We start from the raw sequence: 15423 nt of genomic DNA on the forward strand, positions 1-15423 counted from the left end.
TTAAAAAAGTAAGCGCGAAAAATACTATAAGTACTAATATTTTTTTCATGATTAGATGCTTTTAAGTTAGTGTGCTAACAAAATTATTGATATTCTTATATTTTCATATGATATATCAGTTTGAAGATCATAATATGAAGTAAGATTAAAAAATGATTAAATTTGCAAACCTTAAAAAGTACTTATGTTAGAAAGACTGCGCATAGTGAAACAACGTTTTGATGAGGTATCTGATCTGATCATTCAACCAGATGTGATTTCAGACCAAAAGCGGTATGTGAAACTAAATAAAGAATATAAAGATTTAAAAGCGCTGGTTGATAAAGGAAGTGTTTATGAGACTTTGCTTAACAATATCAATGAAGCGAAAGAAATCATTGATGATGGTTCTGATGCAGAGATGGTTGAGATGGCACAACTTGAGCTTGATGAGGCTAATGAAAAAATACCAAAGCTTGAGGAAGATATTAAGTATATGTTGATACCTAAGGATCCTGAAGATGCTAAAAATGTGATGATGGAAATACGTGCAGGAACTGGTGGCGACGAGGCAAGTATTTTTGCAGGTGATCTCTATAGAATGTATACCAAATTCTGCTCTGATAAAGGGTGGAAGACCGAAGTGGTTGACCTAAATGATGGAACTTCTGGTGGATTTAAAGAAATAATATTTAGTGTCTCTGGTGAGGACGTGTATGGTGATTTAAAGTTTGAAGCTGGTGTACATCGGGTACAACGTGTGCCACAAACAGAAACTCAAGGACGTGTACATACATCTGCGGCAACAGTCATGGTATTGCCTGAGGCAGAAGAGTTTGATGTTGAATTGGACATGAAAGACGTGAAGATCATCAGAACGACTTCTACAGGGCCAGGAGGGCAAAGTGTAAACACTACATATTCTGCTATTCAATTAAAACATATTCCAACAGGTATTGAGGCTAAATGTCAGGATGAAAAATCTCAACATAAGAACTTAGAAAAAGCAATCAAGGTATTGCGTTCTCGTTTATATGAAGCTGAACTAGCTAAAAAGCAAGCAGAAGATGCTGCCAGAAGAAAAAGTATGGTTTCCAGTGGCGATAGGTCTGCTAAAATTAGAACTTATAACTATCCGCAAGGACGAGTTACTGAGCATAGAATAGGCCTTACCTTATATGATTTAGGAAATGTTATGAATGGTGATATTCATAAAATCATAGAAGAATTGAAGCTCGCTGAAAATGCTGAAAAATTAAAAGAATCAGGAGAAGTTTTATAACTCTTCTTTTAAAATTTTATATACAGTACATTTACTTAAAGGATTGTTTTTATCAATTTTAGGATGTATAAATTCTGAATGATACTGCATGCCAATTTTTTTCATAACGTTTTGAGATTTTTTATTAAGTATAGGTGCTACAGAAAAAACTTCATCTAAGTTTAATTCATTGAAAGCAAAATCTAAACATGCTTCAGCACCTTCTGTGGCAAAACCATTTCCCCATGATTCTAAAGAAAGCCGCCAGCCTATATCTACACAAGGTGTAAAATGACTTTCGTAAGTTTGATTTAGCAATCCTATAAAACCAATAAACTCTTGTGTATCTAATCTGTCAACAGCAAAATAGCAATAACCATATTTTTTAAAATGATTTTGCATCCTTGCTATTAACTCTTTGGTTTGTTCCTTTGATAATGTATTCGGAAAGAACTCCATTACATGTTCATCAGCACACATTGCTGCAAATGGTTCAAGGTCACTATCTTTCCAATTTCTGAGACCAAGTCTCTCGGTTTTAATGATATAATTTTTCATTCAATCTAAATAATGCAACATTTCAATAAGATTTTTTTTAAATCCTGCTTTTTCATAAGCTTTGATTGCACTTGGATTTTCCTGATAAACTTGCAAACGCGTTTCTTTAATACCTCTAGATTTAAACCAATTAAAAATAGCATCTAGAATTAATTTACTTATTCCTTTCCCTCTGTATTCTTCTTTTACAAACATGAAGCCAACATAGCCATGATGTTTATGAGAAAAATGTGATTTATTTTGTTTAATCAGGCCATAGCCTGAACCTACAACTTCACCATTTACCGCAGCAACAAATAGCTCTGCATCTTCAGATTTAATAAATTCTGATATGTCGTAGTATTTAATATGTTCCTCTTGCTCTAAAGATATATCCATTGGTCGTTCAACAGCAATTAACCGCTGTAAGAAATCCTCTAAAACAGGAACATCTGATAATATAGCTTTTCTAATTTCTGTCTTCATAAAAGTTTAGCTAATTTATAAACTTAAGTTAAAACAAAATTTATACTCCTGTTTAAATACTAACCTAGTTCTATATTTCGTTTATTTTTTGAATTCTTAAGGATCGAATCCATCCATTTTAGTTAATTTTAACCTCAATTGTAAATCATACATGAATTTTACTGGACTAAAGAAAAATACTGCGCAGCGTTACTTTGACAAAGAATTTAAGAAGCTGAAGAAAAGTGCTAAAAAAGTACCGAATAAGGTTGGTTCTATTGGTGTTTTAGCAGATTCACGTTTGTTTGGTAGCTATGATATTTCAAGAAGTTTGAGTCAGAAATTAAATCTACCTCATAAAATGTTTGAAATTATCATTTTTGAAAATCTAAAAGATGAATTTGTATCTCAGCACTACAATACTTTTTCAGAAAAAGATTTTGGAATGTATGGTAAGATAAAGGCTCCTAATTTACGTGATTTTGTTGATTCTGATTATGACATACTTATCAATTACTGCAATCATGATAGCGTATATGCCAATCTGGTTACAGTACGTTCTAATGCTAAACTTAAAGTGAGTTTTGCGAATGAAACATTTACTGATTTGTATGATTTCACAGTCGCTGTAGAGCCGAATAAAATTGATATTTTTAATGAAGAGCTAGGTAAGTATCTTCAAATAATGAACTTAGTTTAATGGAAGCATTTATGGGTACTGGTGTTGCTTTGGCAACTCCATTTAATGATCAACGAGAAATTGATTTTTCTGCATTAGAAAAGTTGGTTAATTTTCAAATTGATAATGGCATTGAATATTTAGTTGTACTGGGTACAACAGGAGAATCTACAACACTTACAAAAGAGGAAAAAGTAGAAGTAACAAAGAAGGTAGTTGAAGTGAATAATGGGAGGCTTCCTGTAGTTTTAGGTATTGGAGGTAATAATACGCAAGCTGTTATAGAAGAAATTAATCAAACAGATTTATCTTCAATTGACGCTATTTTGTCAGTAGCACCTTATTACAATAAGCCCACTCAAGAAGGCTTTTATCAACATTACAAGGCCATTGCGGAAGCTACCGATAAACCTATCATCATGTATAATGTGCCTGGTAGAACTGCAAAGAATATGGAGCCACAAACTACGATTCGTTTAGCTTCTGATTTCAATAATATCGTTGCGGTAAAAGAGGCTGGTAACAATGTGCATCAGTATTTAGAAATATTAAAAAATAAGCCTGATGAATTTTTGGTAATATCAGGTGATGATGACTTGGCTTTAGGTATGGTTCTGGCTGGCGGTGCAGGAGTGATCTCTGTAATTGGGCAAGGATACCCAAAAGAGTTTTCTGAAATGGTGCGTTTAGGACTGCAGGGAAAGGCAAAAGAATCCTACGCATTGCATTTTGGTTTAATGGATATTATTAACCTTATCTTTGAAGAAAATAATCCAGCTGGAATAAAGACGCTTTTGCAAGAACTAGGTATTTGCCAAAATTATGTGCGCCTTCCTTTAGTAGAAGCTACATCATCTCTACGGGAAAAAATTCGTAATTTTACACAATTATATTAAAATCAAAAACAGCACTCATGCTTAGTAAAACAGTAGAAAAAGCATTAAATGATCAAATCACTATAGAGGCAGAATCTTCTCAAGTATATTTAGCAATGGCCTCATGGGCAGAAGTTCAAGGTTTTGAAGGTGTTGCTCAGTTTATGTATGCCCATTCTGATGAAGAGCGTATGCATATGTTAAAACTAGTAAAGTTTATTAATGAACGAGGAGGACATGCTAAAATTTCTACATTGAAAGCACCCCCGGTTTCCTTTGGATCTTTTAAAGAAATGTTTCAAGATTTATTTGATCATGAAGTAATGGTATCTCAAAGTATAAATGACTTAGTGCATATTACTTTAGAAGAAAAAGATTATGCCACACATAATTTTCTACAATGGTATGTGGCAGAACAAATAGAAGAGGAGGCATTAGCAAGAAATATCTTAGATAAGATTAATCTTATTGGTGATGATAAAGGTGGTTTATATCTCTTTGATAGTGATGTAAAGCAGCTTACTGTGGTTTCTTCTGCTGCTAGTCCTGAAGTGTAATTAACAAACTTTTAGCACTGATCTCTTAGTAGGGTAATAAAACACCATTATTTTTGTCACGAACTATAGAAAAATAGTTTCGTAAATCCATTAGAAATAAGTAATTTTGCAAAATGCTTAAAATTGAGAAAATTTTTGTTGCTTTATTAGTAACTGCTTCGCTTTCATCTTGTGGTGAATATCAGAAGGTTTTAAATAAGGGAAAAGCTGAAGATCAGTACAAGTTTGCCACTAAATTATTTGAGGAAGGTAAGTACAATAAAGCAATAACATTATTTGAGAAGGTGATTCCGCGTTACGAACGCAAACCTCAGATGCAGCGTATCCAATTTATGGTTGCTCAGGCAAATTATAAAACGGGTAATTATGACTTAGCATCCTATTATTTTAATCGGTTTATTGCTAATTATCCTAAAAGTTCAAGAATTGAGGAAGCTACTTATTTAGCAGCACATAGTCATTATTTGGCAGCACCTAAATATAGTAGAGACCAGCAGGATACTAGAAAAGCTATAGAAGCATTTCAAAGTTTCATAGATAAGTATCCAAGTAGTTCAAGAATAGAGGAAGCAAATAAGTATTTTAATGAATTAAGCTATCGTTTAGAGAAGAAAGAATTTGAGATCGCCAAGCAATACTATCACATAGAAGATTACAATGCTGCTATTATGGCATTTGAGAATTTTTTGCAGGATAATTTCGGCTCTGACTTAAAAGAGGATGCGTTGTATTATAAGTTTAAAGCATCAAATGATTTAGCCATCAACAGCGTACTCTATAAAAAGGAAAAACGGCTACAAGATGCCATAGTAGTTTATAATAAGTTTAAGAAAAATTATCCTGAATCTAATAAAATAGCTGAGCTTGACAAGATGCAAAATAGTTTAAGTAAGGAAATAGAACGAACAAAGAAACAGTTAGAAAATTTTAAAAATATTAATACAAGCAATAATGGATTATAAGAACACAGAAGCTGCAGTAACTACGGTTACTTATGATAAGGAAAAGATTGAAGCTCCAACAGAGAATATTTATGAGTCAATTGCTATTATGGCTAAAAGAGCCACTCAAATTAACGATGATCTTAAGCATGAGCTTATTGATAAGTTAGAAGAGTTTGCTACTCATAATGATAGTTTAGAGGAGGTTTTTGAAAATAAGGAGCAAATTGAAGTTTCTCGTTTTTATGAAAAGCTACCTAAGCCTACAGCCATTGCAGTTCAAGAGTGGTTAGAAGATAAGATTTACTTCAGAAACCCAACAGAAGATACAGATAATCAGGAATAAATGTCTGTTTTAAGTGGTAAGAACGTGCTGCTGGGCGTTACAGCAGGAATTGCTGCTTATAAAACAGCACATTTGGTAAGACTTTTTATAAAGTCAGGAGCGAATGTTCAAGTAATTATGACTCCTGCTTCTAAAGATTTTGTAACGCCACTTACACTTTCAACACTTTCTAAGAATCCCGTTCATTCTACTTTTTATGATAAAGAAGAAGAGAATGAATTATGGAATAATCATGTTGAACTAGGTCTTTGGGCTGACCTTATGGTGATCGCACCTGCTACGGCAAATACTTTGTCAAAAATGGCGCATGGTACTTGCGACAATCTTTTGCTGGCTACGTACCTATCAGCTAAAAGTAAGGTGTATTTTGCTCCAGCGATGGATTTAGATATGTATAAACATCCATCTACAAAAGAAACATTAGATAAACTACAAAGTTTTGGTAATGTTATGATTCCTGCTGAAAGTGGTGAACTTGCTAGTGGGTTAGTAGGAGAGGGCAGAATGGCGGAACCAGATAATATTGTGACCTTTATTGAGCAGGAAATGCTATCTAGCCTTCCATTAAATGGAAAAAAAGTATTGATAACTGCAGGTCCTACATATGAAGCTATTGACCCCGTTAGATTTATTGGTAATCATTCTTCTGGTAAAATGGGATTTGAACTGGCCAAATGTGCAGCTAATCTCGGCGCTGAAGTTATTTTAGTATCTGGCCCATCTCATGAAAAGGTAGCTCATAGTTTAATTAAAAGGATAGATGTGGTAAGTGCTCAAAGTATGTATGATGCTGCTCATAAGTACTACAAAGAAGTTAATATAGTTATAGCTTCCGCGGCCGTAGCAGATTACAAACCTGCTTCTATAGCTGATAAGAAACTAAAAAAGAAAAGTAATGCCATGTCTATTGATCTTGTAAAAACGCAAGATATTTTAGCCTCTATGGGTAAAGACAAGAAAGATCAATTTTTAGTTGGGTTTGCATTAGAGACTAATAACGAATTGGCAAATGCGAAAGAGAAATTAAGAAAGAAGAATTTAGACTTAATTATATTAAATTCGTTACAAGATAAAGATGCCGGATTTAAAAAGCAGACCAATAAGGTTACAATCATTGATCGTAACGAACAAGAGAATGCTTATCCCGTAAAAACTAAAAAAGAAGTGGCAGCAGATATTTTTAATGAAATATTACAAAGAATACATGCGTAAGTTTTTCTGCATATTAGTTTTTCTTTTTTCAGCAAACCTAATTGCTCAAGAGTTAGAATGCACTGTTATAGTAAATGCAGATCAAATTCAAAATTCAAATACGCAGGTTTATAATACACTTCAAAGAGGTATTAGTGAATATTTTAATAATACCAAATGGACAAATAGGAATTATAAGAATCAGGAAAAAATTCAATGTGCTATTACCTTGCTTATTTCAGAACAACCATCATCTAATGAGTTTAGAGGAAGTCTTCAGGTACAAGTTACACGTCCCGTATTTAATTCTACCTACCAAACACCTATTTTTAATTATCAAGATGATAACTTAAGCTTTACTTATAATGAGTTTCAACCATTGATCTATAATCAAAATGCATTTGATTCTAATTTGATGTCCATCCTAACGTTTTATGCTTATACTATTCTGGGGATTGATGCAGATACTTTTGCACTAAATGGCGGGCAAGAGTATTATGAAGAGGCTGAAAAAGTTGTTAATATAGCCCAACAAGGGGGCTTTGCAGGATGGAATCGTAATGATGGAAATACAACACGTTATCAACTTAATGAGAATTTACTAGCACCATTGTATAAAGACTATAGGGAAGCTATGTACGAATATCACCTTAATGGGTTAGACGTGATGTCTGATAATAAGAAAGAATCGAAACAAGTTATTGCAGATGCTGTACTGAAAATGCAAAATATGTTCAATAGAAGGGCAAATTCTTATTTATTGCGTGTTTTTATGGATACTAAGTCTGATGAGTTGGTAGATATTTTTTCGGGAGGTCCTAGAATAAATTCAGGAAACTTAAAAGAAGTGCTACAGCGTATTTACCCTGCATACAGTTATAAGTGGGAAAAAATTAAAATATAACACTTAAAATTTAGCACAATTTATTTTAAGTTTGATGAGTGTTTTGCACTCATTTTTTAATTATAGAACTTTAAAATGCTTCAACGACTTTCAGTTAAGAATTTTGCATTAATAGATAAGCTTGAAATTCATTTCAATGAGGGTTTTAGTGTTATTACAGGAGAAACGGGTGCGGGTAAATCAATACTTCTTGGGGCTTTATCTCTTATTTTAGGGAAACGAGCAGACTTATCATCCTTAAAAGATGAAACTACTAAATGTATAGTTGAAGGAGATTTTTCATTAAAGAAGTACGATTTGAATCATTTTTTTGAAGAAAATGATTTGGATTTTGAAGAACCTTCTATTTTAAGAAGAGAGATTTTACCATCGGGTAAGTCAAGAGCATTTATTAATGATACACCTGTGCTTCTTGATGTGCTGCAGCAGTTAGGAGAAAAATTAGTTGATGTTCATTCGCAGCATCAAACGCTACAACTTACAGATACAGACTTTCAGTTCAAAATTCTTGATGCCCTAGCAAAGAATGAGAATTTGCTTAAATCTTATGAAGATAAATTATCTGAATTTAAAAGGCTTAGAAGGGCATTAGAGGAGATAAGAAAAGCAGGTGAAGCTGCTAAACAGCAATATGATTATGACCTTTTTCTTTTGAAAGAGCTGAATTCATCAGAACTAAGGGTAGGAGAAGCAGTAGCTTTAGAGGAGGCACTTGATAAACTTAACAATAGTGAAGTTATTAAGCAATTACTTTTAGAAATAGTCAATAAAGCAAATGAAGAGCAACTTGGTTTAAAATCTGGTTTACATTCTATCAGGCAGAATCTAAATAAACTAGCATCTTATAGTAAAGACTATCAAGAACTTGCTTCAAGAATAGAGAGCTTAGAAATAGAGTTCAATGATATAGCTGATGCCATTGAAAATACAAGTGAAGAAGTAGTTTACAATCCAAGTGAAATTGAACGTTTAAATAACCGACTACAGCTTATTTATGATCTCAAGAAAAAACATCAGGTGACGTCTATTGAAGAACTAATTCAGATACAAGAATCACTTTCTCAAAAAATAGAAACAGTAGAGAATGCATCTGAAATAATTGTAGCTAAAAAGAGAGAGATTGAAGCTATACAAGTTAAACTTGATGCGTTTGCAGTTACAATTCATAATAATAGGATAGATGCTATTCCAAAGCTAAAAAAGTCGCTAGAAAAATTATTGGAAGATCTAGCAATGTCTGATACCCGATTCAAAATTGAGATCAACGCACAGGATACATATTTTAAAAATGGTAAAGATGAATTGCAATTTTTATTATCTACTAATAAAGGTAGTTCCTTTAAATCAGTTAAAAAAACAGCCTCTGGAGGTGAATTATCAAGAATAATGTTATCCGTGAAATCTCTGTTATCGCAATATTTAAATTTACCAACTATTATTTTTGATGAAATAGATACTGGTGTTTCCGGTGAGGTGTCTAATAAAATGGCGGCAATTATGTTAGACATGAGTAATTACATGCAAGTAATTTCTATAACACATTTGCCTCAAATAGCAGCAAAGGGTCATAGTCACTTTAAGGTTTATAAAGAAGAAAAAAATGGAATCACAACAACAAATATGAAACTTTTAAATGCTAATGACCGCGTTGAGGAGCTGGCTGAAATGCTGAGTGGTAAAGAAAAGGTACAATCTGCAATTACGCATGCTAAAGAATTATTGAATTAATTAACTATGGAGACAGAAAACAAGGCAGAAAACCTTTTTTATGAAGCTGATAAGCTCATAGATGAAAATAAAATTGTTGAAGCTAAAGAGCTTTTATTAGAATTGTTGAGTGAATTTCCTGACTACGGTAGAGCTCATAATCATTTAGGTTGGATGTATCAGATAAAATTTTCTGATTATAAGAAAGCTAAGAGACATTTAGAGTTAGCTATTAAATATGCTCCTGACTATCATGCTGGTTATGCAAACTATGCTTATTTATTACTAGATATGAATGATTATAATGAAATGATTAAATTTGGTAATAAAGTTATAGACAACAAGGTAGCTGATAAATCAACAATTTATAATACTATGGGGCAGGCTTTTGAGCGAGCAGGAGATATAATGCAAGCCTATAAACACTACAAATTAGCGGTTAAAGAAACGCTGAGTAATAAAGCATTAGAAGGATTATATGCCTCTATTAATAGGGTTAAAAATAAAATGACAATTTTGCAACGTATTAAAATATTAACTAACTAAAACTAGTATATGCACAACTTACTTAAAGGAAAAAAGGGAATCATTTTTGGGGCGCTAGATGAAAATTCAATTGCATGGAAAACAGCTGAAAGAGCGCATGAAGAAGGTGCTAAATTTGTATTGACCAATGCGCCTATTGCTATGCGAATGGGTGCCATAAAAGAATTGGCTGAAAAAACTAATTCTGAAATAGTACCAGCTGATGCCACAAATTTGGATGATTTGAACAATCTTGTAGAGAAATCAATTGAGATTTTGGGTGGCAAATTAGATTTTGTATTGCATTCAATAGGCATGTCAGTTAATGTACGAAAGGGTAAACATTATACAGACCAGAATTATGATTTTACCACTAAAGGTTGGGATGTTTCTGCTGTTTCTTTTCATAAAGTAATGCACGTATTATACCACCAGGATGCAATGAATGAATGGGGGTCAATAGTGGCTTTAACTTATATGGCAGCACAACGAGTTTTTCCAGATTACAATGATATGGCTGATAACAAAGCGTATTTAGAATCTATTGCACGAAGTTTTGGCTATTTCTTTGGTACAGATAAAAAAGTAAGAGTAAATACAATATCACAATCACCTACTCCTACTACTGCAGGGCAGGGAGTAAAGGGGTTTGATGGATTTATTTCATATGCTGAGAAAATGTCTCCTCTAGGTAATGCATCTGCTCAGGATTGTGCAGATTACACAATTTCTTTATTTTCAGACCTAACTAAGAAGGTAACTTTACAGAACTTATTTCATGATGGCGGTTTCTCAAACATGGGAGTCAGCCAGTCAGTAATGGATTATTTTGTTGATAAGTAATAGGATAACTCGGTTTATACTATAGTCTTCCACTTATTTAAATAGTTAAATTCGTGTAAAATTTTTTAGTAAAATAAACGTTTATTTTATTAGGTATAGTTATTTTTGGGTTTAAAACCCCTTTAAATAAACTGGATAATTTAAAAATATAGCGAATGAGGGAAAAAGCTACTAACGTATTTTTATTATTTACTTTTTTATTTTGTAGTCAAATTGTATTAGCACAGCCAGCTAATGATGATTGTACAGGCGCTACAGAATTAACTGTAAATAATAACTTTTTATGTTCAAATGTTTCACAAGGCACTGTGGCAGGAGCCACTGCTTCTAGCAATGTGAATGTTTGTCCAGGATCTTCAACAAATGCAACAGACGATGTTTGGTTTAAGTTTGTTGCTACTAATACATCGCATAAAATAGAATTACTAAATATTTCAGGCTCAGAGACTGATTTATATTTTTCAGTTTTTAATGCTGGAGATGATTCGGGTGATTGTACTGGGTTAATAACTACTGACGTTATCTTTTGTAGCGATTTTAATGAAAATACCCTAACAAGTTTAGTTATTGGTAATACTTACTATATTCGAGTGTTCACCAGTAGTACAGGTTCACATGATACAACATTTGATGTTTGTGTAGGTTCGCAACCAGCAGCGCCAGATAATGATGCTTGTGATGATGCTACTGAAGTCAATAACTTCCCTTTTTCTTCGTCTGAAGATGCAACCTCTGCAACTAATAATGCTGGGTTTATAGATGTTGCAGGATGTGTAAGTGGAATGAATGATGGAGTTTGGTACACATTTACTGGTGATGGAACGAATCTAACAATTAATGTTTTTCCTACTGGATGGGATGCTCAAATAGGTGTTTACACTGGTTCATGTGGAGCTTTTACTTGTGTTCAGGGAGCTAATAATGGAACTGTGGGTAATGCAGAAGCTGTTACTTTTACTTCGTCAATTGGAGAAACCTATTATTTAAATGTAGGGAATGCTAATGCAACAGCTGATTTGCCTGAAGGTGCATTTACATTAAATATTACTTCAGACCCTTTATCTATAGATGAATTGTTAGAAAAAGGATTTGAATATTACCCTAACCCATTAAGAAGAGGGCAAAACCTACAAGTAAAAGCAAAAGAAGAGATTAGGTTTTTGGCTGTTTACAATCAGTTTGGCCAACAGTTAAGATTAATGGCACCATCTAAACTAGAGACAGAGTTAGATTTGTCAGGCTTCGCTACAGGAGCATATTTTATACGCGCCTACGTGGGCGATGGAGTGGGTATGTTTAAAGTAATTAAAGAATAAAGTATTTTAAAAAATATGAAAAGCTCTCATTAAGAGGGCTTTTTTTATTTTTGAAAGGTTTTTACACGCGTCTTGAATTTTAATTTCTCCATTATTGTTCCTGTTTTTAATCGCCCTCAAGAGGTTGAGGAGTTACTAGGTAGTTTAGCTAAACAAACTTTTCAGAATAGTTTTGAAATCATTATTGTAGAGGATGGTTCTGAAATTACTTCTAAAAAAGTGCTTGATTCTTATTCAGGTTCTTTGGATATAAAATACTTTTTTAAAACAAATAGTGGTCCAGGACAGAGTAGAAATTATGGAATGCAACGAGCCTCGGGTAATTACTTTATCATTTTAGATTCTGATGTGCTATTACCTGACAGTTATCTTATTGAAGTAGATAAAGCTTTACAAGGAAAGTTTACAGATGCGTTTGGTGGAGCAGATGCTGCGCACACATCTTTTACTATTCTACAAAAAGCTATTAATTACTCAATGACTTCGGTGTTAACTACAGGAGGTATTAGAGGAAATAAAAATTTAGAAAAATTTCAACCTCGTAGCTTTAATATGGGGCTATCAAAGAAGGCATTTGAAAAAACTGATGGATTTGGAGCTCAACGTTTTGGTGAAGACATTGACTTAACGTTTAGGCTTTGGGAAAACGGATTTGAATCACAGTTTATTGAAAATGCATATGTATATCACAAACGCAGAAACACATTACGAAGTTTCTTTATGCAGACCTTTAATTTTGGTGCTACACGCCCCATTTTAAATAAACAACACCCTAATACTGCAAAAATGACCTATTGGTTTCCTAGCTTATTTATCTTAGTTTTTCTGTTATCAGCTTTAACCTTTGTCTTAGATTCTAAATGGTTATTAATTCTCTATGGGTTTTATTTTATACTCATTTTTTTAGATAGTTTTATTAAAAATAAGAATATAGCTGTAGCTCTGCTAAGCGTAATAACCACTTTGATTCAATTTCTAGGTTACGGATTAGGTTTTTTACGTTCTATTTTTCGTATAAATATCTTGAGGTATTCTAAAGAAAAGACTTTCCCAAGAATGTTTGGCTAACACTTTAATTTTATAGTTTGTAATCGCTATTTTTGGGGCGATAAAATTCAAGCATGAACTACGCAGAGAATATATTGGAAACTATTGGTAATACACCTTTAGTTAAATTAAACAAAATTACCCAAGAAATTGATGCTTTGGTATTGGCAAAAGTAGAAACGTTTAACCCTGGCAACTCGGTAAAAGATAGAATGGCTTTAAAAATGGTACAAGATGCAGAAGCTGATGGTCGTTTAAAACCAGGAGGAACGATTATAGAAGGTACTTCGGGTAACACAGGTATGGGTTTGGCTCTAGCCGGGGTTGTAAAAGGTTATAAGTGTATTTTCGTTACCACCGATAAGCAGTCTAAAGAAAAAGTTGATATTCTAAAGGCGGTCGGTGCTGAGGTTATAGTATGTCCAACAGATGTGGCACCAGATGACCCCAGAAGTTACTATTCTGTTTCAAAACGACTAGGTGAGGAAATCCCAAATTCTTGGTATGTTAATCAATACGATAATCCAAGTAATGCAGTAGCGCATTATGAACAAACTGGCCCTGAGATTTGGAAGCAAACAGATGGAAAAGTAACCCATTTTGTAGTAGGTGTAGGTACAGGTGGAACCATTTCAGGTGTGGGTAAATATTTGAAAGAACACAACCCTAATGTGAAGATATGGGGAGTGGACACTTACGGTTCGGTATTTAAAAAATATCACGAAACAGGTGTGTTTGATGAAAATGAGATATACCCTTACATTACTGAGGGTATTGGAGAAGATATTTTACCTGAAAATGTAAATTTTGATATTATTGATGGTTTTACCAAAGTAACTGATAAAGACGCCGCAATTTTTACCAGAAAGTTAGCTAAAGAAGAAGGTATTTTTGTTGGTAACTCAGCTGGTTCTGCCATAAAAGGAGTATTGCAATTAAAAGAGCACTTTAAAAAGGATGATATTGTAGTTGTATTATTTCATGATCATGGTAGCCGTTATGTTGGTAAAATGTTTAATGATGATTGGATGCGTGACAGAGGTTTTTTAGAGGAAGAAATTACCCTAGCCGTTGATTTGATAAAAGATCATATTAATAAACCTTTAGTTACTGTAAAAACAGAAGAATTGGTTTCTCATGCCATAGATAGAATGCGCAAGTATGATATTTCACAAATTCCGGTTGAGGACACAAACGGTTTTGTGGGTTCTGTGGATGAGAGTGATCTTTTTAGAGCTTATTTTGAAGATAAAAATATTGCAGACAAGCCTATTAAGGAATTAATGAAACAGCCATTCCCAATTGTTGCTGGTACTGCTAGTGTAGATCAGATATCAAAGCTGCTTAATAAAGAAAATGAAGCTGTTCTTGTTGATTTAGGTGATAATAAGTATCATATTATCACAAAATATGATGTAATTAACGTAATTTAAATAATCAACTTCATATATCAATAATTGATCCTAAATTTCACATGAGACATTTTCCTTAAACAAGTAATTATCTATTATTATATATCTTATTTAAATTTTCTTTTTCAATTTTTGTAATCATATTAATTAAGTATTTCTGATCTTGTTTTTTTAGAGAAGAAAAAAGTTGATTTCCTTCATTAATAAGTTCATGGCCAAGTTCCAAGCCTATTATTTCTGCTGGAGAGTAAATCTTATTATTTTTTTTCATTTGAAGAATTAAATAATCAACAATGGTAATGATCTTTTTTACCAATACTTGATCATAGAGCGTTTCGAATAATGTTTTAGAACTTTGAACAAATTGATCTATATCTTTTTTATCAAGTTTTCGTATCAATGCATTAATCTTTTCATCATCAAAAGGAGGAGTCATTTTTAATTTCATTGCCTCTTCTAGCAGATTTTGTTCAAAATTATTAGCATCTCTAAATGATCGTAAAGCCCTAAGCCCTGCTTTTAAAATTTTGGGTAAATGCCTTCCGTGTTTCAAGATCAGTTTACTAGAATCAACAAGAATTCGTAAAAGTTTGTTAGGGCTTTTTATGTAATTATCTAGACTCTCAAACGCTTCGTTAAGTTGATGACGCTTATCTAGATCTGGATATATATATTCTAAAAAGTAATCTCTAATTCCATCTATTTTCTCTTCAGTAAATGAAGCTGGTAAATTATAATTGGCTTTTAAATTTTCAAACTGATATCGCTTATATATAAGTGTTCTATACCCTAGAATAAGTTCATCTAAGATGTTATTTCCTGTCATCAGAATATCTTT

Annotated in this window: 17 protein-coding genes; 14 read left to right on the forward strand and 3 right to left on the reverse strand. The window is 32.9% G+C overall.

Annotated elements, in window-relative coordinates; genetic code table 11:
• Positions 1–184 precede the first annotated feature (184 nt).
• Positions 185–1261 (forward strand): peptide chain release factor 1, encoded by a 1077-nt coding sequence (prfA, locus tag AC1EU5_RS14140; RefSeq protein ID WP_480193059.1) that lies wholly within the window; start codon positions 185–187, stop codon positions 1259–1261.
• Here prfA and AC1EU5_RS14145 read toward each other — a convergent pair.
• The gene (locus AC1EU5_RS14145) at positions 1256–1798 is read right to left on the reverse strand and encodes a GNAT family N-acetyltransferase (protein WP_480193060.1); all 543 of its coding nucleotides are present in this window, start codon (positions 1796–1798) and stop codon (positions 1256–1258) included. The genes prfA and AC1EU5_RS14145 overlap by 6 nt on opposite strands.
• Positions 1799–2263, reverse strand: a complete 465-nt coding sequence (locus AC1EU5_RS14150) for a GNAT family N-acetyltransferase (RefSeq protein ID WP_480193061.1) — start codon at positions 2261–2263, stop codon at positions 1799–1801.
• 151 nt (positions 2264–2414) lie between these two features.
• Between AC1EU5_RS14150 and AC1EU5_RS14155 the strand changes: the two genes are divergently transcribed.
• The 13 genes from AC1EU5_RS14155 (at position 2415) to AC1EU5_RS14215 (ending at position 14606) form a co-directional block, all read left to right on the forward strand.
• Positions 2415–2942, forward strand: a complete 528-nt coding sequence (locus AC1EU5_RS14155) for a DUF6913 domain-containing protein (RefSeq protein WP_480193062.1) — start codon at positions 2415–2417, stop codon at positions 2940–2942.
• Positions 2942–3817: a 4-hydroxy-tetrahydrodipicolinate synthase gene (gene dapA, locus AC1EU5_RS14160; RefSeq protein WP_480193063.1), complete on the forward strand. Its 876-nt coding sequence runs from the start codon at positions 2942–2944 to the stop codon at positions 3815–3817. Before AC1EU5_RS14155 ends, dapA begins: the two co-directional genes overlap by 1 nt.
• Positions 3818–3834: 17 nt before the next feature.
• Positions 3835–4353 carry a ferritin gene (locus AC1EU5_RS14165; protein WP_480193064.1) on the forward strand — a complete coding sequence of 173 codons (519 nt, stop codon included), beginning with the start codon at positions 3835–3837 and terminating at the stop codon, positions 4351–4353.
• A 113-nt stretch (positions 4354–4466) separates the two neighbouring features.
• A complete protein-coding gene (locus AC1EU5_RS14170; protein ID WP_480193065.1) occupies positions 4467–5315 on the forward strand; it encodes an outer membrane protein assembly factor BamD in 849 nt (282 codons plus the stop codon).
• On the forward strand, positions 5305–5640 hold the full coding sequence (locus tag AC1EU5_RS14175; protein ID WP_480193066.1) for a DNA-directed RNA polymerase subunit omega: 336 nt from the start codon (positions 5305–5307) through the stop codon (positions 5638–5640). Before AC1EU5_RS14170 ends, AC1EU5_RS14175 begins: the two co-directional genes overlap by 11 nt.
• Positions 5641–6852, forward strand: coding sequence for a bifunctional phosphopantothenoylcysteine decarboxylase/phosphopantothenate--cysteine ligase CoaBC (gene coaBC, locus AC1EU5_RS14180; protein WP_480193067.1), 1212 nt, complete (start codon positions 5641–5643; stop codon positions 6850–6852). It begins immediately after the preceding gene.
• Positions 6824–7735, forward strand: a complete 912-nt coding sequence (gene porD, locus AC1EU5_RS14185) for a type IX secretion system protein PorD (protein ID WP_480193068.1) — start codon at positions 6824–6826, stop codon at positions 7733–7735. Before coaBC ends, porD begins: the two co-directional genes overlap by 29 nt.
• A gap of 75 nt (positions 7736–7810) precedes the next feature.
• Positions 7811–9463 carry a DNA repair protein RecN gene (recN, locus tag AC1EU5_RS14190; RefSeq protein ID WP_480193069.1) on the forward strand — a complete coding sequence of 551 codons (1653 nt, stop codon included), beginning with the start codon at positions 7811–7813 and terminating at the stop codon, positions 9461–9463.
• Between the two features lie 6 nt (positions 9464–9469).
• A complete protein-coding gene (locus tag AC1EU5_RS14195; protein ID WP_480193070.1) occupies positions 9470–9988 on the forward strand; it encodes a hypothetical protein in 519 nt (172 codons plus the stop codon).
• Between the two features lie 9 nt (positions 9989–9997).
• Entirely contained in the window at positions 9998–10810 is an 813-nt protein-coding gene (locus tag AC1EU5_RS14200) for an enoyl-ACP reductase FabI (protein ID WP_480193071.1), read from the forward strand.
• Positions 10811–10965: 155 nt separating this feature from the next.
• On the forward strand, positions 10966–12126 hold the full coding sequence (locus tag AC1EU5_RS14205; protein ID WP_480193072.1) for a T9SS type A sorting domain-containing protein: 1161 nt from the start codon (positions 10966–10968) through the stop codon (positions 12124–12126).
• Positions 12127–12198: 72 nt separating this feature from the next.
• On the forward strand, positions 12199–13194 hold the full coding sequence (locus AC1EU5_RS14210) for a glycosyltransferase family 2 protein (RefSeq protein ID WP_480193073.1): 996 nt from the start codon (positions 12199–12201) through the stop codon (positions 13192–13194).
• A 53-nt stretch (positions 13195–13247) separates the two neighbouring features.
• Entirely contained in the window at positions 13248–14606 is a 1359-nt protein-coding gene (locus AC1EU5_RS14215) for a pyridoxal-phosphate dependent enzyme (RefSeq protein WP_480193074.1), read from the forward strand.
• A 67-nt stretch (positions 14607–14673) separates the two neighbouring features.
• Here the strand turns inward: AC1EU5_RS14215 and AC1EU5_RS14220 are convergent, their stop codons facing one another.
• The gene (locus AC1EU5_RS14220) at positions 14674–15411 is read right to left on the reverse strand and encodes a hypothetical protein (protein WP_480193075.1); all 738 of its coding nucleotides are present in this window, start codon (positions 15409–15411) and stop codon (positions 14674–14676) included.
• Between the last annotated feature and the right edge of the window lie 12 nt (positions 15412–15423).

The organism is Maritimimonas sp. 2405UD52-3, from assembly GCF_056591715.1.

Excerpts from the sequence above, each read along its gene's own strand:
- prfA (WP_480193059.1), top strand. The coding sequence starts at position 185 with ATGTTAGAAAGACTGCGCATAGTGAAACAACGTTTTGATGAGGTATCT.
- AC1EU5_RS14145 (WP_480193060.1), bottom strand. The coding sequence starts at position 1,798 with ATGAAAAATTATATCATTAAAACCGAGAGACTTGGTCTCAGAAATTGG.
- AC1EU5_RS14150 (WP_480193061.1), bottom strand. The coding sequence starts at position 2,263 with ATGAAGACAGAAATTAGAAAAGCTATATTATCAGATGTTCCTGTTTTA.
- AC1EU5_RS14155 (WP_480193062.1), top strand. The coding sequence starts at position 2,415 with ATGAATTTTACTGGACTAAAGAAAAATACTGCGCAGCGTTACTTTGAC.
- dapA (WP_480193063.1), top strand. The coding sequence starts at position 2,942 with ATGGAAGCATTTATGGGTACTGGTGTTGCTTTGGCAACTCCATTTAAT.
- AC1EU5_RS14165 (WP_480193064.1), top strand. The coding sequence starts at position 3,835 with ATGCTTAGTAAAACAGTAGAAAAAGCATTAAATGATCAAATCACTATA.
- AC1EU5_RS14170 (WP_480193065.1), top strand. The coding sequence starts at position 4,467 with ATGCTTAAAATTGAGAAAATTTTTGTTGCTTTATTAGTAACTGCTTCG.
- AC1EU5_RS14175 (WP_480193066.1), top strand. The coding sequence starts at position 5,305 with ATGGATTATAAGAACACAGAAGCTGCAGTAACTACGGTTACTTATGAT.
- coaBC (WP_480193067.1), top strand. The coding sequence starts at position 5,641 with ATGTCTGTTTTAAGTGGTAAGAACGTGCTGCTGGGCGTTACAGCAGGA.
- porD (WP_480193068.1), top strand. The coding sequence starts at position 6,824 with ATGAAATATTACAAAGAATACATGCGTAAGTTTTTCTGCATATTAGTT.
- recN (WP_480193069.1), top strand. The coding sequence starts at position 7,811 with ATGCTTCAACGACTTTCAGTTAAGAATTTTGCATTAATAGATAAGCTT.
- AC1EU5_RS14195 (WP_480193070.1), top strand. The coding sequence starts at position 9,470 with ATGGAGACAGAAAACAAGGCAGAAAACCTTTTTTATGAAGCTGATAAG.
- AC1EU5_RS14200 (WP_480193071.1), top strand. The coding sequence starts at position 9,998 with ATGCACAACTTACTTAAAGGAAAAAAGGGAATCATTTTTGGGGCGCTA.
- AC1EU5_RS14205 (WP_480193072.1), top strand. The coding sequence starts at position 10,966 with ATGAGGGAAAAAGCTACTAACGTATTTTTATTATTTACTTTTTTATTT.
- AC1EU5_RS14215 (WP_480193074.1), top strand. The coding sequence starts at position 13,248 with ATGAACTACGCAGAGAATATATTGGAAACTATTGGTAATACACCTTTA.
- AC1EU5_RS14220 (WP_480193075.1), bottom strand. The coding sequence starts at position 15,411 with ATGACAGGAAATAACATCTTAGATGAACTTATTCTAGGGTATAGAACA.